The organism is Mariniflexile sp. AS56, assembly GCF_030552475.1.
In the GTDB taxonomy this organism is placed as follows: domain Bacteria; phylum Bacteroidota; class Bacteroidia; order Flavobacteriales; family Flavobacteriaceae; genus Mariniflexile.
This window is the reverse complement of sequence record NZ_JAUPED010000003.1, coordinates 126,286-149,264: the sequence shown is the minus strand read 5'-3', so window position 1 is coordinate 149,264 and position 22,979 is coordinate 126,286. Positions and strand designations below refer to the sequence as shown.

Annotated in this window: 11 protein-coding genes; 2 read left to right on the top strand and 9 right to left on the bottom strand. The window is 33.5% G+C overall.

The features are described from left to right. Positions 1–62: 62 nt before the first annotated feature. Entirely contained in the window at positions 63–4,232 is a 4,170-nt protein-coding gene (locus Q5N74_RS05140) for a two-component regulator propeller domain-containing protein (protein ID WP_304387658.1), read from the bottom strand. A gap of 425 nt (positions 4,233–4,657) precedes the next feature. Between Q5N74_RS05140 and Q5N74_RS05135 the strand changes: the two genes are divergently transcribed. After that, positions 4,658–6,616: a cytochrome c biogenesis protein CcdA gene (locus tag Q5N74_RS05135; protein ID WP_304387657.1), complete on the top strand. Its 1,959-nt coding sequence runs from the start codon at positions 4,658–4,660 to the stop codon at positions 6,614–6,616. 73 nt (positions 6,617–6,689) lie between these two features. After that, positions 6,690–8,210 carry an aminotransferase class V-fold PLP-dependent enzyme gene (locus Q5N74_RS05130; RefSeq protein ID WP_304387656.1) on the top strand — a complete coding sequence of 507 codons (1,521 nt, stop codon included), beginning with the start codon at positions 6,690–6,692 and terminating at the stop codon, positions 8,208–8,210. Between the two features lie 290 nt (positions 8,211–8,500). Here the strand turns inward: Q5N74_RS05130 and Q5N74_RS05125 are convergent, their stop codons facing one another. The 8 genes from Q5N74_RS05125 to Q5N74_RS05090 form a co-directional block, all read right to left on the bottom strand. Further along, a complete protein-coding gene (locus Q5N74_RS05125; RefSeq protein WP_304387655.1) occupies positions 8,501–10,012 on the bottom strand; it encodes an aminotransferase class V-fold PLP-dependent enzyme in 1,512 nt (503 codons plus the stop codon). Positions 10,013–10,068: 56 nt separating this feature from the next. Beyond that, on the bottom strand, positions 10,069–12,036 hold the full coding sequence (locus tag Q5N74_RS05120) for a cytochrome c biogenesis protein CcdA (RefSeq protein ID WP_304387654.1): 1,968 nt from the start codon (positions 12,034–12,036) through the stop codon (positions 10,069–10,071). A 19-nt stretch (positions 12,037–12,055) separates the two neighbouring features. After that, a complete protein-coding gene (locus Q5N74_RS05115; RefSeq protein WP_304387653.1) occupies positions 12,056–12,502 on the bottom strand; it encodes a protein-disulfide reductase DsbD domain-containing protein in 447 nt (148 codons plus the stop codon). Positions 12,503–12,641: 139 nt separating this feature from the next. Further along, positions 12,642–15,452 (bottom strand): pitrilysin family protein, encoded by a 2,811-nt coding sequence (locus Q5N74_RS05110; RefSeq protein WP_304387652.1) that lies wholly within the window; start codon positions 15,450–15,452, stop codon positions 12,642–12,644. Positions 15,453–15,517: 65 nt separating this feature from the next. Continuing rightward, complete coding sequence (locus Q5N74_RS05105) at positions 15,518–16,900, bottom strand: TlpA disulfide reductase family protein (RefSeq protein WP_304387651.1); 1,383 nt, start codon at positions 16,898–16,900, stop codon at positions 15,518–15,520. 11 nt (positions 16,901–16,911) lie between these two features. Next, positions 16,912–17,784, bottom strand: coding sequence for a DUF4369 domain-containing protein (locus Q5N74_RS05100; RefSeq protein WP_304387650.1), 873 nt, complete (start codon positions 17,782–17,784; stop codon positions 16,912–16,914). A 203-nt stretch (positions 17,785–17,987) separates the two neighbouring features. Next, positions 17,988–19,424 carry a RagB/SusD family nutrient uptake outer membrane protein gene (locus Q5N74_RS05095; protein WP_304387649.1) on the bottom strand — a complete coding sequence of 479 codons (1,437 nt, stop codon included), beginning with the start codon at positions 19,422–19,424 and terminating at the stop codon, positions 17,988–17,990. A gap of 10 nt (positions 19,425–19,434) precedes the next feature. Next, positions 19,435–22,923, bottom strand: coding sequence for a TonB-dependent receptor (locus tag Q5N74_RS05090; protein ID WP_304387648.1), 3,489 nt, complete (start codon positions 22,921–22,923; stop codon positions 19,435–19,437). Between the last annotated feature and the right edge of the window lie 56 nt (positions 22,924–22,979).

Sequence of the window (22,979 nt, the reverse complement as noted above, 5' to 3'; positions counted from 1 at the left end):
TTAAAATAAATCAATGCCCATTTGTGCTTAACAGACAAGACACACCCTTATATTTCTAATTTTTAAGACTCATCGACCTTATTATGTTCCACATATTCACTTGGCGTCATATCATACAATTCACGGAATGTTTTACCAAAATATGCCGCGGAATTAAACCCTGACATGTGGGTAACTTCCTTAATGGTATAAGCCCCTTTTAGTAACAAATCTGAAGCATATTTCAACCTAATAGTCCGTATAAAATTACTTGGATTTTGCCCTGTTATAGATTGTATTTTTCTATAAAACTGAGATCTACCAATGCCTATTTCTTTTAATAAATGCTCCAATTTAAAATCGATATCACTAATATTATCTAAAATTACTTTGGTTGTTTTTTCAAGAAAAGCTTCATCTATAGAGTTACTCGTCACTTCATTTGGAGTAATAACAGCCCCTAATTTGGAGAATTTCTCTCTAATAATGCGTTTGGATTCTAGTAAATTACCAATTCTAGCCTTTAAAACATTCATATTAAAAGGCTTTCCTAAATAGCCATCGGCACCCGTATTGTAACCTTCTACTCTATCTTCTTCTAATGCCCGTGCCGTTAATAGAATAACAGGAATGTGACAGGTTTCAAACTCCGATTTTACTTTTTTACATAATTCGAAACCATCCATTTTTGGCATCATAACATCACTAACCACTATATCTGGATAGTATTTTAAAACTTTTTCCAGACCATCTTCTCCATTTACTGCTTCAATGATTTTATAGCGCCCTTTCAGTTCATTTTTTAAATGATCCCTTAGCTCTTTATTATCTTCTACTATCAATAATTTTGGCAAATTACCTTTGTTGGATGCATCTTCCTTCTCATCATAATCTTGAGTCGCATCAGATATAAGCATATCATACTCCACAGATTTCATTGAGTTTATCAAAAATTCATCCTTCACTGTTGTAATAACACTGGATTCCGCCGTTTTATTAAACGGAATTCTAACCACGAATTTAGTCCCTTTACCAAACTGGCTTTCAACAAAAATTTCACCTCCATGAATTTCCACCAAACCTTTGGTATAATTAAGACCAATACCTGTACCCGTTTTATTAGGATCGACATTATAAAAACGTGAAAATATTTTTTTAAGTTGTTCTTTGTCAAGACCAATACCGGTATCTTCTACAACTATTTCAATATAACTTTCTAATTTCCTACTATCTTGGGTAAGGAAACTTAACTTTTTATTCTTTTCTGTGTATTTATTAATTGAGACCTTAATTTCACCACCACTTTCAGTAAACTTTATGGCATTTGAGATTAAGTTGGTTAGTATTTTTTCAATTTTATCAAAGTCAAAAAACGAAAACAATTCATTAGTGGCAGAGGTAAAGACATAATCAATCCCTTTCTTAGAAGCCACTCCCTTAAAAAGAGCGAAAATATCGTCACTAAATTTAACTATGTCTCCCTTTTGTAATTGAAGCGGCGCCATACCAACTTCCATTTTTCTATAATCTAGTAATTGATTAACCAGGTACAATAAACGTCTCGCACTACGTTGGATAGACGTGGCCGATGTTTTAACAACTTCAGCATCATTAATACCCGTCATTAACTTCTCTAAAGGATTTAATATCAAGGTTAATGGCGTTCTAAATTCGTGTGAAACATTTATAAAAAACTCCAACTTCATTTGGTCGAATTCGCGTTCCTTTTCACCTTTAACCCTATTGGTATAGTACTTCTGTAAATAGTACAACAACACAATGGATATTACAAAATAAACAGTGTAAGCGCTCCACGTTTTCCATGGTGGTGATTTTATTGTAATGCTCACGCTAGATTCTGGAGCATGATCCCAATCGCCAACTGCCGAAGCCTTCACTTTAAAGGTATACGAACCTGGTGGCAAACTGGAATAGTTTACAATTCTATTCGATCCAGCATCAATATATTGGTCGTTAAGACCTTCCATTTTATAAGCATATTTAACTTGCTCCTGGTTTTGATAATGGAGTGCAATAAAATCGAAGGATAAATTAGATTGATCATAATTTAAAACAATATTTTCCACTTCAGAAATTGGCTTATCTAAAGTAAAATTGCTATTTATTTTATCGTTAACATAAATGTATTTGTTATTAATTTTTAACCCAGCAATTTTAGGATGCAGCTTTATTGATGACGTAATAGCAATGTCATTGGGGTTGAAAATATTAAATCCATTAATACCTCCTGCAATAATACGTCCATCCTTGGTGCGTTCTATCGATTTACTTTGGTATTCCAGACCTTGAATACCATCGTGTGTATTAAAATTTTTAAATTGATTGGAAGAAGGGTTTAAAAAGGACAAACCACTTCGTGTTGTAATCCAAAAATTATGACCTAAATCTTCTTTTATTCCTGTAACTAAATTATTAGGTAAGCCATCTTGTGTGAAATAAGATTTTATTAAATTAAGGTTTGAGTCTAATTTATAGATACCTATATCGGTACCTAACCAAATATTATGTAAATGATCTTCTTCAATGTAGTTTATTCGGTTTCCTGTAATACCATCTATATTAACATCATTAAATTTAATTTCTTCAGGAAACTCCTTTCTTAAATCTTTAAGATTAATATAGTTTAAACCTAAAGATGTCCCTACTAAAAGCCTTTCCTTGGAATCAATAAATAACGAAAAAACAAAATTACTTAATAAGCCTTCAGTATTACTATTTCCTATTTTATAATGATGGAACTTATTATTCTTTACGTCAAATAAATCTAACCCCTCATCTCTTAGGCCTAACCAAACTCTCCCTTTTTTATCCTCAACACCCGTCCAGACAGAATTTTGACCAATCGTTGAATCATCAGACTCATTATGAAAAAAACGTTGACTGGTATAGGATTCTGGATTGAATTTATTTAAGCCACCATCTAAAGTACACACCCAAATATCTCCGTCGGCACCTTCAAACGTATACATCATTCTATTAGAACTCAAAGACTTCGGGTTATTTGGGTTATGACCAAAAGACTTAAAAGTCTTGTCTTTTTCATCAAACAAGTTTAAACCACCATTATAAGCTCCTATCCATATACGTCCTTTAGAATCTTGCAGTACAGATTGTACTTTTTTCTCATTTAAACCATTTTCCGTTCCTTTTTTGTAGTAGTAATGCCCAAAATTTGACTTAGTTATATCTAATTTACATATACCTTCATCATAGGTTGCTAACCAAAAAATGCCGTCTTTATCTTCAATAACATCAGACACTTGGTTCCCAGGAAGTGAAAATGGGTCTGAAGGATCGTTTACTATATTGCGTACTATATCATTTACTTTATCATAAATAAAAATCCCAGCGCCGTCTGTCACAATCCACACCAAACCTAAAGAATCTTGATACAAGGTGTAAAAAGGAACACTTTTTTTTGTTACAGAAATATGTTTAAAGGTGTTCGTTCCTCTATTCCATAAAACAATATTTGACGCATCGTTCCCAATCCAAAAATCATTATCTGAATCTATAAAAAGACGTTTAGGGATGTGATTAAATTCATAAGGAATTTTATTTTTTATTAAAACCCTTTGAAACAGGTCTGTATTGGCGTTGTATTTATTTAAATGTTGTCCATTAGTCCCAACCCAAATAGAACCGTCTTCATCTTTTTCAATCGAATTAACATTATCATTATCCAGGCTATTTAAATTATTAAATTTAAAAGCATACTGCTTCGTTTTTAAGTTTGAAAGATCGCTTGTGTTTTTATTTAAAATTAATTTAACTAAACCACTACTGGTACCTACCCACAGTTCGTTTTCTTCCTTATCATAAAAAAGGGTGTTTATAATTTTCTTTGGGTTCAACGATTTTACAGGCTCGTTATAGAGAATAACGTGTTTAAAGATCTTGGTATTCGTATTAAAAAAATTTAATCCGTTATTGGTTCCTATCCAAAGGTTACCCTGTTTATCTTCTTGAATCGTGTTAATTCTATTATTACTAATAGATGTGGTATCCTTTAAAATGGGTCTAAATATCTCAAATTCGTACCCATTGTATTTATTAAGGCCGTCAATAGTTCCAAACCACAAATAACCCTGGCTATCTTGAAACACTTCTAAACACGTGCTACTAGATAACCCTTTATCTGTATTAAGGTTTTCGAACTTAAGATTAGTAAACTGACCAAAAATAAAATTGCTATAAAAACTTAAAATTATAAGACAAAAACTCTTGTTCATTCCATGCTTTTTTTGAGAGTTACAATATTAACAAATTTAAAATTAAATCATATGGCATATCAGGCTTTTCATCATGAAATTAACTACTTATCGATTACATACCTTTTTAAGGGATTAGATGCGAAAAATGTTCATTTTATTACAAAATGACATGCCCTTTTGAAAATTTTAAAACAAAATCAAAGATCCCCACTTTTCATTTTATCTGAAAGTAATAATCAAATTATCCAAAAAGGTTACAAAATAATTAATCTGATAAAGTAAGCAAGCTACTCGTTTTATTTAAAACCCCATGTTAAAAACATCATATTTTCTTGTTAAAAGCGCATTCGTTTTCCGTAAAAAACATCTATTTTAGTTAGTTTCGCTATTACAATAGAAGTACATTTTATTTAATAGAAAAAAAGACTACAAATTAGACCTAAATGAAACAGTTAATCCTCATACTAACCTTATTTTCCATTACGTTAGGAAACGCCCAAATTCTAGACCCCGTAAAATGGACAACATCCGTTGAAAAACAATCGGACACCGAGTATGTTTTAATCACAAAAGCAACCATTGAAACAGGTTGGCATTTATATTCACAAAACGTTCCAGAAGATGGGCCCATCCCAACAACATTTACGTATGATGATAGCGCAGGACAATTTAAAACTTCAGGAAACACTTCAGAAGACGAAGGTCACACGGTAGATGACCCTGTTTTTGGCATGGAGATTAAGTTTTTTGAAAACACAGCGACCTTCAAACAAAAAGTAAAAGTAGAAGATGGCCTAACCAGCATTCATGGTGTGGTTGAGTTTATGGTATGCGACGATTCCCGTTGCTTACCACCAACCGAAGTTGATTTGGTTTTTAATCTATCAACCGATAAAGCCAGCGTAAACAGTATCGAGGTTGTTGAAAATGGTGAGCAACCTACAAAAAAGGAATATTCACAAGAAGGCCTTTGGTCCATCTTCTTCATCGCTTTTTTATCAGGATTTGCAGCTTTATTAACACCTTGCGTGTTCCCCATGATTCCCATGACGGTGAGTTTCTTCACTAAACAAAGTAAAAACAAAGCCGTTGGAATAAAAAACGCCATCATTTACGGTATTTGTATCATCGTTATTTATGTGCTTTTAGGAACGGCAGTAACAGGTATTTTTGGTGCCGATGCTTTAAACGCACTGGCAACCAACGTGTGGTTCAACATTGTTTTCTTTATAATTTTAGTAGTTTTCGCAGTTTCCTTTTTAGGAGCATTCGAGATTATGCTACCCAATTCATGGGCCAATAAAGTAGATTCACAAGCAGACCGCGGCGGCCTTATAGGCATCTTTTTCATGGCATTGGCCTTAGCCATTGTATCTTTTTCATGCACAGGGCCTATTGTAGGAACCCTATTAGTGGAAGCAGCATCAAAAGGTGGTTTGGCGCCCATTATTGGCATGTTAGGTTTTTCATTAGCCATCGCTTTACCTTTTGCTTTATTTGCAGCATTTCCGGGTTGGTTAAACTCATTACCAAAATCTGGTGGTTGGTTAAATACGGTAAAAGTGGTTCTTGGGTTTTTAGAATTAGCCTTAGCATTCAAGTTTTTATCACAAGCCGATTTAGTATTACAAGCACATTTATTAGAACGCGAAGTATTTTTAGCCATTTGGATTGCCATTTTTGGAGCATTGGCATTTTACCTTTTCGGAAAAATACAGCTTCCGCATGACTCTCCATTAACACATATATCTGTGGGACGTTTAAGTTTAGGACTTGTTGTATTATCATTCACAATTTACATGATTCCAGGACTTTGGGGCGCACCATTAAATTTAATAAGCGCCTTCCCACCACCTTTAGAATATAGCGAATCACCGTATGGTGTCGGGTATTCAAAATTAGGAACAGCCTCTGCTTTAGAAACGCATGAAGGGCTGCCAGATGGCGCGCATTTATTAGCACCACACGATATTTTAGCGTTTAACGATTATGATAAAGGATTGGCTTACGCTAAAAAAGTGGGCAAACCTGTCATGATTGATTTTACTGGTTGGGCTTGTGTAAACTGCAGAAAAATGGAGCAAAACGTGTGGCCTAAGCCAGAAGTTTTAAACATCCTTAAAAACGATGTGGTTTTAATTTCCTTGTATGTAGATGATAAACGCCCTCTAGAGGCTAATGAAATCACAGAGTCCAAGTTAAAACCAGGAAAAAAACTGAAGTATATTGGTCAAAAATGGAGTGAATTGCAAACCTTAAAATACAAAGCTAACTCGCAACCGTTTTATGTACTAATGGATCATAATGAAAACAATTTACTCGATCCTGTAGGCTATACACCAAATGTTGAGGAATACCTTTCATGGCTTCAAACCGGCGTTAAGAAGTTTGAAAAAGAATAAGTTAGCCATCAAATTTAACTTTTCGGAGCCCTTTTTTCAACACAAAAGGGCTTTTTAAAAACCAATTCATATTATGGGCTTCGTTAGTAATTTATTAAAAAAAAACGCTTCAAATTCAGAAGAAAACACGTCTTCTCTTGAATCCTATTTTGCACCGTTCAGACAGCATATTGTTGGCATTGACACGGAATTTGAATCGCCTTACGGAAAGAAAAAAATTATTTATGCCGATTGGACCGCAAGTGGCCGATTATACAGACCTATAGAAGATAAACTTTTAAATGATATTGGGCCTTTTGTAGCCAACACACACACAGAGACCTCTATAACAGGTAGTGTGATGACGCATGCGTATCACGATGCCAGAAGCATTATAAAAAAACATGTGAATGCCTCAAAAGATGATGTTTTAATTACGGTTGGCACCGGAATGACGGGCGCCATTAACAAGTTTCAGCGCATTTTGGGAATTAAATTAAATGAGAATTTAAAAGAACACACCCAAGTTCCAGAGGATAAATGTCCTATTATTTTTGTGTCGCATATGGAGCACCACTCCAACCAAACATCTTGGTTGGAAACTATTGCAAAGGTTAAGGTCATCCCATCAAATGCAGAGGGTTTACCTTGTCTTGATAGTTTAGAACAACTGATTCAAGACCATAAAAATTGCCCTATAAAAATTGCTGCTATTACAGGCTGTTCCAACGTAACAGGCATTCGCACACCTTACCACGAGATAGCCAAAATTATGCATCAAAACAATGGTTTGTGCTTTGTTGATTTTGCCTGTTCTGCACCTTATCTCAGCATAGACATGCATCCTGAAAATGAAGAAGAATATTTAGATGCCATTACCTTTTCACCGCATAAATTTTTGGGTGGCCCTGGTACTTCAGGCGTATTAGTGTTCAATAAAAAATTATATAAAAATTTAGTACCCGATAATCCTGGAGGTGGTACGGTAAGCTATACCAACCCTTGGGGCGACCACGATTATATTGATGATATTGAAACCCGAGAAGATGGTGGCACACCCGGTTTTCTGCAAGCCATTAAAATTGCACTTTCCATTAAGTTGAAAGAAGAAATGGGTATGCAAAACATATTAGATAGAGAACATGAATTGAATGCTATTATATTTGAAAGACTTAAAAACATTGAGAACCTCAAAATATTAGCTCCAGAATCCACAAATAGATTGGGGATATTTTCATTCTATATTGAAAATGCCCATTACAATTTAATCGTAAAATTATTAAACGACCAATTTGGGGTACAAACCCGTGGAGGGTGCTCTTGTGCAGGGACTTACGGGCATTATCTTCTGAATGTAGATGAGTCTACTTCAAAATCAATAGAAAAGAAAATTCTGGAAGGTTGCTTGGTAGAGCGCCCAGGTTGGATACGGATGTCTATACACCCAACTATGACGAATAGTGAGGTAGAATTTATATGCGAAGCTATTAAAAAGGTTGCTGCGAACCACCTTTATTGGAGTAAAGATTACGCCTATGATGTTTCAAAAAACGAATATATACACCATTCTAACTTAAATACAGAACGTAAAATTATTGAGGATTGGTTTAAATAATAAATCACTTTATTCGCTAAGCCATTAATTTCAACAAAATAGTTTCAAAATAGCACGAAATCAAATAAAAAACGCTGCTAATTATAAAATTAACAGCGTTTTTCAATAAAGTCTAAATTAGGTTTGTTGTCGGGATGACAGGATTTTTTAACAATCTGTAACTAATTGTTTTTCAGCATTTTAAACACTCTTAATTTAATATGATTCACCGAATTGCACACTAAAATCAAAAAGAACTATTTAAAGGCAAAATTTATTTGCTTTTAATTATATAAAGATACAAATTAAATTTAGGGCTTAAACCAATTTTTTATAATTTCACTTTCTGTATCTAAGTTAGAATGATGAATATATTCGTTTTTTGAAGTTTCATAGCCGTAATCTTTACCCCAAGTATTAAAATTTTTAGCAACTAATTCAACGGCATCACAAATAAATTCAACTTCGGCATTCGTCATAGTTGGGTGTATTGACATACGTATCCAGCCTGGGCGTTCTACCAAACAACCTTCTAGAATTTTCTTTTCAATAGATTTTGAAGTGGGTTCATCTACTTTTAAAAGATAATGCCCGTAAGTACCCGCACAAGAACAACCACCACGAGTTTGCACACCAAACCTATCATTTAACAATTTTACGATTAAATTGTAATGTGCACTTTCAATATAGAATGAAAACACACCTAATCTGTTGGTGTGTTCTGGAGCTAATATTCTTAGGTTTTTAATGTTTTTAAGTCTTTCAAAAATTAAAGCAATTAATTCATGTTCTCTGTCTAAAATATTTTGCACACCCATTTCTTCTTTCAATTTAATAGAAAGTGCTATTCTAATTGCCTGAAGAAAACCCGGTGTACCCCCATCCTCACGAGTTTCTATGTCATCTATATAATCATGGTCGCCCCATGGGTTTGTATAACTTACGGTGCCGCCTCCAGGATTATCGGGTACTACATTCTTATATAATTTCTTGTTGAATATTAACACACCTGAAGTCCCTGGTCCTCCCAAGAATTTATGTGGAGAAAAGGTAATTGCATCTAAATATTCTTCTTCATTATCCGGATGCATGTCTATATTTACGTAAGGTGCAGAACACGCAAAATCAACAAAGCATAATCCATTGTTTTGATGCATGATTTTTGCCACTTCGTAATAGTTTGTTTGAATACCCGTTACGTTGGAACAGCCTGTAATAGCTGCAATTTTTATCGGACAATCCTTGTGCTCGTCAATCAGTTTTTCTAAGCTTTTTGAACAAGGGAGCCCATGTTCGTTGGAGGGAATCACTTTTACTCTTGCAATTGTTTCTAACCACGAAGTCTGGTTGGAATGGTGTTCCATGTGAGACACAAAAATAATAGGTCTTAATTCTTCTGGAACTTGTGTATGGCTTTTTAAGTTTTCATTAACCTTGATGCCTAAAATACGCTGAAACTTATTGATAGCACCTGTCATTCCTGTTCCAACTGTAATTAAAACATCGTCTTTTGAAGCATTTACGTGATTTTTTATAATGTTTCTTGCCTCGTGATATGCATGTGTCATCACACTACCTGTAATTGATGTTTCTGTATGCGTATTGGCAACATAAGGACCTATTTCATTAAGCAGTTTTTCTTCAATGGGTCTATACAATCTGCCACTGGCTGTCCAATCTGCATATAAAACTTTTTGCTTTCCATAAGGTGATTCAAATTCTTGATTATTACCTATAATATTATCCCTAAAGCTCTTAAAATAAGTTTCTAAACGCGATGGGTTTGAATTTGATATTGCTTCTTTTGTTTCAGACTTAATCATAAGATTTTAAACTCAAATTATTTTTTAGTTGATATTAGTTAGGAATTAGGAATTATCTATTTTTTAAAATTTGATATACCCTTTTTTAACCAAGTATTGTATTCTTCTATATCTGGAGTATATGCTACGGGATCAATCAAATTCTCTTCATTATGATCCATGAGTACATACATCGGTTGCGTATTAGCTTTATATTTTATGGTTTGTAATTCGCTCCACTTCTGCCCTATATACTTTAACTTCTTACCAGGTTTAAGTTTAGAGTCTACAACTTCACTTTCCAACAATGGCCGCTTATCATCGACATATAAAGAAATTAGGATAACATCGTTTTTAAGCTTTTCTAAAACATGCGGTTTTACCCAAACATTTTGCTCCATTTTTCTACAATTTACACAGGCATGCCCCGTAAAATCTATCATTACAGGCTTACCAACTTTTTTTGCGTATGCTAAACCTTTATCATAATCATTGAAAGCCAATATATCATGCGGAGGCATTAAATGCGCACCTTCTGGAATTGTTTCATGATTGGCTGAAGCAGATCCCAATTGTGTAAACCCAACACCATAAGGCGATTCACTATAATGCTGTGGAGGCGGAAATGCACTTATAAAATTAAGTGGAGCTCCCCAAAGACCAGGAATCATATATATTGTAAACGACATAACCAATAAACCTAAACCTAATCTACCTACAGAAATATGAGTTAATGGCGAATCGTGTGGTAATTGTATTTTTCCGAAAAGATAAAAAGCTAAAGCTCCAAATATGGCAATCCAAATAGCGATAAAAACTTCGCGTTCTAACCAATGTAATTGTAAAACCAAATCTGCATTTGATAAAAACTTAAATGCTAATGCTAATTCTAAAAAGCCTAAAACTACTTTAACTGTGTTTAACCAACCTCCAGATTTTGGAAGAGAATTTAACCACCCAGGAAAAGCAGCAAATAAAGCAAATGGTAAGGCTATGGCTAATGAAAACCCAAGCATACCTATAATTGGTCCTACTTGACTTCCGCCTGCTGCAGCCTCAACAAGTAAGGTTCCAACAATAGGACCCGTACAAGAAAATGAAACAATAGCCAGTGCTAATGCCATAAAAAATATACCAATTAAACCTCCCCTATCTGCTTGAGAATCTACTTTGTTTGCCCAAGAATTTGGTAACATAATTTCGAAAGCACCTAAAAATGATGTAGCAAAAACTAATAACAATATGAAAAATATAATATTAAACCATACATTGGTAGATAAGGCATTTAAAGCATCTGCTCCAAATATTAAACTAACCAAAATGCCTAATAACACATAAATTACAATAATTGATAATCCATATATAATAGCATTTTTTATGCCTGCTGCTTTTGTTTTACTTTGCTTGGTAAAGAAACTTACCGTCATAGGAATCATAGGAAACACACACGGAGTTAACAAAGCCGCAAATCCTGAAAAGAAAGCGATAAAGAATATGCCCCAAAGTCCATTTTTAGAGCTTGATTTTGAATCGGAAGTATTTGAAATTGCTGAATCTTTCTGTGTATTAGAGCTAGCCACTTTAGGCGAAGTGTTTTTATCAAAAAGATTAAACTGCAAATCAACTTCGGTTGGCGGCAAGCATCGAGAGTCATCACATACCATAAATTCAACGGTAGCATTTAAGGTTGCTTTATCGCCAGCTACTTCTACTATTTGCTCAAAAGTTGCCGTTTTTTCGAAAAACTTAATTTCCATTCCAAAGATAGGATCATCCACTTTATGCCCTTCTTCTTCAGTGGTATTTCCTTTGAGTTTAAAAGCGCCATCAGCGTCATCAAACATGAAAGTAGTAGCTATAGGACCATTATCAGGAACATTTTGAGAATACAAATGCCAACCCGGTTCTATGCTAGCTTTTGCAATTAATTTGTACTTCCCCTCTGCCAATTTCTCAACAGAAGTAGCCCATTTTACAGGGTTAACAACTTGGGCACTACCAAATGTGATGTACAGTAACGAGAATAAAAAAATAAGTTTTTTCATTTTGAACACTTTAATTCTATTATTTTATATTGAAAACTAAATCTACTTCTGTCGGTGGCAAACATCTAGTATCATCACAAACCATAAACTCAACTACCCCATTTACTTTAAATGGTGCCTTGTTTTTCAATTGAATGCGTTGCTTAAACGAAGCTTTGTTACTGAAATATTTTATTTTCATTTTAAAAATCGGATCATTAACTGTATGCCCTTCTTCCTCTTTTGTATTCCCTTTTTTCAAGTAATTAGCACTACTTTTAAAAGAAAAAGCAGTAGCGATAGGACCTCCTTCTGGTACTGTTTGAGAATACAAATGCCAGTTAGCATCAACTGTTGCCGTAGCAATCAATTCATATTCTGTTTTTGATATTTTAACCACTTTTGTGGACCATTTTACGGGCTCTAAAATTTGAGAATTACCTATTGCAAAAACAAATAAGGCAAGTAGTAGAATAACTTTTTTCATAGTGTTAATTTTAAGTTGTTTTTTATTTTTAAAAGTGTTATTCGAATGAATAACACTTTTTTCATCTTCCTCTTTTTTTTTTTGATTAACTAATTCAAAATATTTACATGGCAAGACGTACTGAGAAAGATGAGGGATTTTATTGTAAAGGCTGACCATTTTCATTTAATGAACCTGCTTTTATAATTATTAATTTATCTAAATCAATATACTTTTTGATTACAGAATTTACTTGTTGCAGCGTTACCGCTTCAATATCTTTTGAATATTGGTCGATATAACTCGGTTCTAAACCACGTTCAACAAAACTTAACAAAGCTCCTGCTAAACCACCAGTTGTAGATAATCCTACTTTAAAACTCCCAGTAAGGTTGGTTTTATTATCAGCTAATTCCTGTTCTGTAACACCATTATTAACCCAATTTTTAACTTCTACCATCGTTGCATCTAATCCTTTTTGGAACAATGTTGGATTAAAAGTTGCTCCAATATTCCAATAACCACCAGTATTTGTATGTCCTGAATGACTTGCATTAATTCCATAAGTTAGACCATCACGATCTCTTACTGTTTGCATTAATCTTCCTGAGAAACCACCACCTAAAATATTTGTTCCTATATAAAACGGCATGAAATCTTTGTCTTTTCTTTCAATACCAGTATATTGACCAATATACATTTGAGCACTTGGTTTTTGCGGTATTGTCACCACTTTTGTCAAAGCATTAGCCTTAGTTGCCTCTTTAAAAGTAGCTTTATCTATTACGCCACCTTTCCAACCTTTAAAAGCATTGCTAACAGATGAGTAGATTTCCTTTGTGTCTACATCACCTACTGCCACTAAATGCATCCCTGCTGGACCAAAATAAGTTTTATGGAAGCGTTTTAAATCTTCAATAGTAACTGCTTCTATGTTTTTAATAGTTTCTTCTATACTTGTACTATAATTTGGATGACCTACAGGATAAAGTGCTTGTGAAAGAGCTATTGAACCTTGAGTTCCTGGATCTGTCATGGCTTGTTTTAAGCTGTTTTTATATTGATCTTTCAAAAGTTCAAACTCTTTGGCATCAAACAATGGATTTCTAAGTTCCTCAGATAATAAGGCCATAACTGTAGCAACATCCTTCTTTAGACATTTGAACCCAATAGAAACCTTATAAGTTGATGCATTAACGTTAATTGAAACACCAAGCTTCTCTAATTTCTCAGAAAATTTAAACTTGTCATTCTTTGTGGTTCCTTTGCTTAACATTTGCGTAGTCAAACCTGGTACAGTTTCATTTCCTTTAGAGTTCAAATAACTTCCTATTGGAAAACTTGCACTTACGGTCACAAAATCCTGCGCTCCAGTTTTAGCAGTAATCACATCAATTCCAGCTACTTGTTTTCTTTCGAATTTATCTCCTTTTGCCGAAACTTCAATTGTTTCATAAGCAGATGTAGTTTCTGCATTACTCAAATTAGAAGATACATTTTGAGAATTTGAATCAAAATCATGTGCTTCTACCTCTGGTGTTCTGTAAAAATATTTATTGTTACTATCCGTAAAATTCGACGCACTTGCTCCATTTTGTTGATTTGAACCAGGAACTTGTGGTACAAAATAACCTGTGGTACTCTGGTCGTCCTTTAAATAAGTATTAGCTACACGTTTTACATCTTCAGCAGTTACTTTACTTAATCTTTCAATTCCAGTGATATAATCTTTCCAGTCACCACCAGCAATTGCTTCGTTAAGTTGGCTTGCAATAGTACCAGAACCATCTCTAGATAAAATCGTTTCAGCATTTAGTTTAGCTACAATTCTATCTATATCTGATTGTTGTACACCCTCTTTTTTTACTTTTTCAACCATTGCTAACATTTGTGAATTAATGTCTTGGTGGTTCTTATCTGCTGTAAAGCCTAATGAAATATTAAATAACCCTACTTCTTTAAAGTCAGACGCACTAGTATATCCAAAAAGAGCAATTCCATTATCAACAAATGTTTTATTAATAACTGATGATGTACCGCTTCCTAAGATTTCACTTAAAACATTTAAAGCTGGGTAGTCATTATCCAATCGTCCTGGAATTTTATAAGCTATTGAAACTATGGCTTGTTGCCCTGGTTTATTGATTGTAATTCTTCTGGCTCCAAATTGTTCTGGCTCCGTCGTATACGGCTGAGGCATATCGTGTGGTGCCTTAGTGATTTTAGAAAAATATTTATCAACTAGATCAAATAGGTTCTCTTTTTGAAAATCACCAATAATAGTTAAAGTGGCATTGTCTGGCCAATAGTAGGTATTGTAAAATTTTCTTAGCACTTCAATTGGCATATTTTCAATATCAGAACGCCACCCAATTGTATTGTGATGATAAGGATGTGCCATATAAGCAGTTGCCCAAATTTCCTTGCTTAATAAACTGTTGGGATTATTCTCGCCACGTTCAAATTCATTTCGAACTACGGTCATTTCAGCGTCTTTATCTTCTTTTAGTAATAACGAATTACGCATTCTATCAGATTCTATATGCAGCGCCGTTTCAATTTTATCACTCGGAATAGTTTCGTAGTAGTTTGTTCTGTCATACCATGTAGTGGCATTCATTTCAGCACCCATACCTTGTAACACACCAAAAATAGAATTTCCTTTTCGTTTATTAAAAGTAGGAGTTCCTTTAAAGTTTAGATGCTCCAGTAAATGAGTGGAACCTGTATTTCCAGGTACTTCATGCTTAGAACCTACACGATAAACAATTTGAACTGTTACTACTGGTGCAGAATTATCTTGCACCAATAATAAATTCATTCCATTCGGTTGGTATAAATACTCTTGAATACCACCTAATTCTTGCACTTTCGTGAACTTAGAGTTGCTTTTTTGAGCACTCACAGACTGTACCGTAATTGCAACTGAAAGCAAAAATATAGTAGTCTTAATTTGTTTTTTTAGAGTCATAAATATCTTATTATAAGTCACCTTAAACTGGCGCTTCTGTTATAAATAAAAAGTTGGTTCTTTAATTAAATTTTTAATTTATCAAATAATTCTATCAGTTTAGCATCTGAAGGTCTAGGAGCATTCGCTCTTACTATATTACCCTCTGGATCTAAAAGGATAAATTGAGGGATTCCCATGATCTTGTAATCGTTAACAAATGGCGTGTTAAAGTCGTTGTCCGATATTAATTGAATACCGCCTAATTCCTTATCTGCAATCATTTTTTTCCATTTGTCTTTATCTTTTTGTTTATCTGCAGAAAGGCTTACAAAATGTATATTTTTTCCATGGTATTGTTTTTCAATTTTTTTCAAAAAAGGAATTTCAGCTTTACAAGGCCCACACCAAGTAGCCCAAACATCTATATATACATATTTCCCTTTTAAATCATCTAAAGAAGTTGTTCCTCCTGCATAATTTTCAAAATTCTCAAATTTCGGAGAAGGTTGCCCTTTATCCAAGACTTTTAAAGATTCAAACAATTCTTTTATGCTTGTTTTATGAGCCTCATTAGTAGAGGCGCTTAAAAATTTGTTTAAATCTGTTTCCTTGTCTGAAGACCTGGTTAACTGCATGGAGAAACTTTTATACAGCTCTACATTTCTTATTGTTTCATTATTAATTTCAGTAATTGCCTGGGCTTCGGCTTCTGGATAAGGCAGAGAGTCCTTTTCATAATAATTAAATGCTTTTTCTCTAATATTGTTGCTTACCATTTGTTGGTAATCTGAAGAATACAAATAGTCGTCTCCATTATCAAAAGAAATCTTAGATAGCTCTCCTTTAAAAGCATCAGATGCTTTAAAATCTCTATTTTTATTAAGGTGGCCATACATAAATTCGTAATTGCTTTTTTTAGCCAACCTTCCAAAATTGATAGCCCGCAACTCTTTAACTTTAATGCCTTCTGGAATATCCTTTACTGCTTCTAAATGCTGTTCTAAGTCTTTGCTGAAATTATTTATTTTAATTTCGAAGTCGCTTTCGTCTACATTATAACTAGTTTCTCTATTCATCATGAATTCTGAGTTCTTACTAGCTTTATATGCGAAATAACTATTTAATGCAATATTATCTCCAGATAATTTTAATGTGCTTGCAGGTTTTTTTGCATCAACATTTAACTGAACGTTACCACCTTTAGACAAGTATGGAGCAAACCTAACTTGTTCAAAACGTATATTATATAAGCCGTTTTCGGGAATAAAAAGAGTATCCGAAAAAAATCCTGTATCCGTAACATTTATGGTTTTTTTAAACCCATTTAATGAACTGATATTTAATTCACCCCCTTTAGTACTACCTATATTTCCGGATAGAATATTATAATTAATGGTCTTTGCCTCTTTATTTTGACATGATAGACTCATTAGAGCTAATGCAATTACTATAAATGTGTTTTTCATATTTTTTATTTTTAATTTAATAATTCGTCTAGTTTTACAAAAGCTTCTTCTGAGCCTCCTACGTATTTGTTTTCTTTTAAAACATTAGAAAGTTTAAATGTTTTTCCTTTTAAATTTTTAGAAGAGAAATCTTTAATAACACTGCCTACACCTACACTTTTTGTCATCGTTTTACTTTTACGAATCATTTTATATGTGTTGCGTGCTAAATAAATTTCCGGATTACCTTTTCCGAACTGTTTCTCTAGTACATCTAAAAATTGTTCTATTTCATCTGTATAACCAAGTTTACTAAATGCTAATAAACTAGTTATAGAATCTGTTTTGTTGTTATAAATATTTAGATAATGCTCCTTTTTTAAATCTTGTACTATTTTGGATAGCTTACTGTATTTCTGTCTTACACTATCTACCTGAAAACTTTCTTGAGTAAGTGTTTTGCTATAATCAGAAAATGTTTTATTCTTTAAGTTGTAGTCTGTATTAGAAAGAAATGAAGTGTAGATAATATCATTGTATTTACCTCCAGATATTGTTGATTTTTCGTTGCCTTCTTTTAGATTAAATTCTAGACTCCCAGGTTCTAAAATAAATTCTTGTTTGTATACAAAATCTCCTTTAGGGGTATATAATCCGAAATAGGCATTTCGTATTTGTTTTAATGTATCAGCTATTTTGAAGGCGCCATTTTTTATGAATACTGTCTCTGTTACAGCATGTACACGTGCAACAGTACTATCCAAAACTGAAATTTCTACAGTGTGCCCTTCATATTTATCCCAATTTACACCTGTATACGCATAAGATAAATCTTGTTTCTTGGAGGATGTATTACAGCTAATTATGGTTAAACTTAAAACTAGTAATGCAATTATTTTTTTCATTTGGTGTGCATGTTATATACAATAAGTGTAGAAATAGAAGAAATACCCTTAGTAACTATTGTTAAAATCTAGTTAAAAGATAATTGTAGAATAACTCCCTAAAAGATGTAAGCGATAAAAATTACTAGGCTATTTAAAATAGCTTAGTTAAAAAAAAATCAACTCTTACATTACTAAGAGTTGATTTTTTTAAAAATTTAATATTATGGGTTTGGAACCAATTCCGTATTTCCTATTATTGCAGCATTAGGAATAGGGAAAATTAATTTATTTACAGATGATATGGATGGTTTTAATGCACTTGCATCAATATCTCCCAATCTATCATAACGAACTAAATCATACCAGTTTTCTCCAGTTTCGCAATATAATTCTAGCATTTTCTCTATTCTTATATCTTCTAATAAAGTTGCTTTGTCTGACAATACTCTTGGAGTTACACTTGCTCCAGCTCTATTTCTAATTTCGTTTACTCGAGCTAAAGCATTAGCTAAAGATCCTCCATCTCGTCTTGCTTCTGCTTCTGCATATATTAAATAGATTTCTGCCATACGTAATGTCTTTATAGCATTTCCTTCACCTCCAGCAAATGTACCATCAAATGGATATTTACCAATTAAAATAGTTGGGTTTGCTGGATCTAAATAAAAACCTAAAGAATATCTTGGGTCATAACCCGTTGCATTATCAGTACTTCCATCACTATTCAGGCCATCTTGCTCATCCGCTAAAGTGCGGAATAATGTAGATGGTCCAAAAGTGTTTCTTCCGAAGTTGTGTGCTTGCGCACCTTCAATATCAATATCTACATATGCAGCAAGTAAGGTTTCTGCTCCCCATCTATCATTAAATACACCTGAGTAAGTAGGCTCAAGTAGGTATCCATCTGTATTGCTTATAACGGCTTGGGCATTTAGAGCTGCATTAGTATAATCGCCCATGTTTAATTGAACCTTTGCTAATAAAGCTTGTGCAGTAGTAGCACTTACATAATAATGAGCTCTACCTGTAGGGGCATTATCTGCAGAAAATTGTAAGTCGGCAATAATGGCATCATAAGTTTCTTGTACACTGTTTCTTGGAAATGAGGTATTACTTCTAATGGGTTGCGTACTTACAACAACGCCTAATGGCGAGTTTACATCATAAAATTGACCGAAGATGCGTAGTAGGGAAAAGTGAGATAAACCTCTAAAAAATTTAGCTTCTGCTAATAATTCATTTTTTCTTGAATCATTTACATTAGCATCACCACGCTCTACTAACTCAATAAAATAATTAGATAGGTTAATATTAAAATATAGATCTACATATACTTGCTGAAGTAAACCCTCATTATTTAAAACATTGTTTGTGTTAAATGCAGTAAACGATGTTGAAGGTGTTAGTAGTTCTATTTCCAGACTAGATAATGATATATTTTCAACTATTGCGACACCAGCACCACCGCCAATATCTCTTCCATATATACTATTTCTGAGACCAGAATTATATATTCTATTTAATATACCTAGTGCGGTAGTTTCATTGGTGATTGCATTGCTTTCCAGTAACACGTTTTTAGGTTCAACGTTATCTATACTGCAACTACTTAAACTAATAAAGAATGCGAATACTATTATATATATTATATTTTTCATTTTTTATAAATTAAAAGTTAAGATTAATACCCATAGACAAAGATTTTGAATTAGGGTAATTATAACCCCCAAATGTAGCAGATGTTGTTGATGTATTTTCTGGATCTAGCCCAGGGAAGTTCTTGTCCCAAGTGACTAAATTTGTGCCAGAAATAAATACGGATGCATTAGCCATACCAATGCGTTTAACAATATTTGTTGGTAAATTATATGTTAATTGAATGTTTTTTAAACGAATAAAAGAGGCGTCATAAATATTTACAGATGATGGTCTTACGTTTACATCATTGCCTCCTCTATAAACTAATTGTGCTAATGTCGCATCTGTATTTGTTGGAGACCATCTATTTTCTGCACTAAACCTTCTAGGTATATTTATACGAGGGTCTGGGTTTATTCCCCCTGAAAGAAGATCTGAAGCTAAACTTGTTTCTGCTCCTGAAGAAAAATTGAAAAAAGCAGCTAATTCAAAACCTTTATAGGCAATTGTAGAATTAAACCCTCCAAAAAAGTCTGGTTGAGCACTTCCTAAAATAGCATAACTATCTTCAATAGTAATTTCATTATCACCATTTATATCTGCGTATCTATAATCTCCAGGTACAACCTGTCCTATGGTGCTATAAGCACCACTTGGAGCACTTGCATTAAGGTTGTTAATTTCACCCTCATTTTGAAAAATACCTTCTACAATATAACCACGAATTAAACTAATCTCTTTACCAACAACAAAACTAGACCCTGCGTTTTCAGTAAATGCAGCAGTTAACTTATCTATTTTGTTTTTATTTTGCGATATATTTATACTAGTTGCCCAAGTGAAATCATCCGTTTTTATAATGTCTCCACCTATTTCAAATTCGAAACCTCGGTTTGTCATATCTATAAAATTACTTGTAAAAGTACTTAATCCACCTTCTAAGGGTATAGGTGTTCCTACAAGGGCTCCAGTAGTTTTTCTGTTATAGATATCTACACTACCACGAAGGCGATTATTTAATATTCTAAAATCTAAACCAGCATTAACCTCTGCTGTGGTTTCCCAACTAGCATTATCGTTTGCTAACCTATTTGTTAAGCCTATAGCTCCATTACCTACATAGAGCCCTCTTTCTCTAGAACCACGTCTAAACCCTTGTAAATAATCATAACTACCAAGGTTAGTGCTTCCTGTTTCTCCTGCGCTGGCTCTTAATCTTAAATGATTAATTACACTAGAGTTTTCTAAAAAAGGTTCTCTTGCTATGTTCCAACTTGCTGCTATAGAAGGGAAAAAAGCTTCTTGGTTTCCAGGAGCAAATTTAGAAGACTTATCAGACCTTAGAGTCATTGTTACAAAATACTTAGAATTGTAATTATAAGACGCTCTACCAAAGAACGAATTTAAACCTGATTCTAAGATAGAAGAATCTGTACTGGCTGAATTGGCATTTGAAGCATTAGTTAATACAATATCATCTGGGAAACCTTGTAAAAAAGTAAATGTAGATTCTCTACTAAATCTTGCCCATGAATAACCAATAAGGCCATTTACGTTGTGTTTACCAAAACTATTCGTATAATTTGCTGTTAAATCTGTTGTCAGATTTATATTTGTAGCGTGACTATCATAAGCAAAAGAACTATCGGATGATGGAAAAATTCCAAATAAAGGTATTTCAAAACCAACCACAGTGTTTGGAGTATATAAGTAACTATCAGTCGATGCAAACGATCCATTAACGTCTGCCTTTACACTTAAGTGTTCATTAATATTAGCTTTAACATAAACATTTCCTAATACGTTATATGCTTTAGTTGTATTGTTTTGAAGTGTAGATGTTGCATATGGAGAAGCTAAAACAGAAGGAAAACCAAAGTATGATCCAACAAGCCTTGAAGGTGTACCGTCTTCATTAAATACAGGAATGTCTGGTCTTGCGTTTAATACATTCCCACGAAAACCATCAAAACCTGCAGATCCATAAGCCCTTTTTGAGTAATTTAAATTTAAATTAGTACCCGTTGTGAAGGTTTTACTCAGTGTATTATCTAGCCCTAATCTTAAATTGTATTGTTTAAAAACATCCTTTTTAATTAATCCTTCTTGGTCTGTATATCCTCCAGAAACTGAGTAAGAAGATTTATTATTTCCACCTCTAATAGATAGGTTATGCTTTTGTGTATATGCTGCAGAGCGGTATACTTCATCTCCCCAGTTTGTGTTTCCTGATCCAAAATACTCATCTTTTAATCCGCCATAAGTAGAGCCAGGGCCAATATTTACCATATCTGAAAATCCAGATACAGTTGCAGCACCTACAATACCACTTGGTATAGCATTAAACGTGTTTGTAAAATAAGTATCCACATGTTCTTTCCACTCAGAAGCATTTAAAAAATCTTCCTGTTTAATTGGCTCAGACATTGTTACAGAAGTTGAATAACTAATACTGGCTTTTTGATTTCTTTTACCTTTTTTAGTGTTTACAATAATAACCCCGTTTGCTCCACGAGAACCATAAATAGAGGTAGCTGCAGCATCTTTTAATACATCCATACTTTCTATATCGTTTGGGTTTATAGATAGTAATGGATTTTGAATAGTAGTAAATGTAGTGTCATCCCCTCGGTTTGCAACAGGATTGGCTTGGAAAGGGACACCATCTATTACAAATAAAGGATTGTTGTCACTACCTGAAAAGGGAGACGTATTACCTCTAATATTTATATCTATACCAGCCCCCGGAGTTCCAGAAGTGGCTCTTACATTAACACCTTTCACCAAGCCCGATAATGATCTGTCAAAACTAGTTTGACCTATTATGTTTTTTGCAATATCTTCACTTTGAATCGAAGAAATTGCCGATGATATTTCTTCTCTAGATTTAGTACCATATCCCACAACAAGAACTTCGTCTAATGCACTTATTCTTTCTTTAAGTACAATTTTATAAACAGTTTGATTTGTTACTGCTTGAACAAAAACTTCATAGCCCATTCCTGACGCAACTAAATAGTAGCCCACTTCAGCAACTAACGAAAAGTTTCCATCTATATCAGTAGTAGTTCCTCTTACAATGAAATCACGATTTACATCTTGCCCTTGAGGTTTTTGGTTGGTAACATATACAGTAATACCAGGTATCGACAAACCATTTTTATCAACAACTTGCCCTTTAACTGTAATTTCTGCTAGTGCTTCTACATTAGAATTTTCACTAATTATTATCGTTTGTTTTCCAGAAATATCGATATTGAAATTTCCTTTTGAAAGGCTTTGTTCCAATAATTTATTGGCACTAATGTTCCCTTTTTTTACATTCACTTTTGGATAGTCTTTAAACATATCCGACTTATAGATAAAATTAAAATCTGTTTGCTGTTTAATAATATTAAAGACCTCATCAATGGTTATGGTTTTGTTTGAGTCAATTTGAACTTTTACGTTTTGAGAAAAAACATCTCCTGAAGAAAAGCTAAAAACAGTGGAACAAAACAAGAATATAAATGTTCTCATAATAATGTTTAGCACGTTTTTTCTTTTTAGGGAAAGAACATTGGTTAATTTAATTT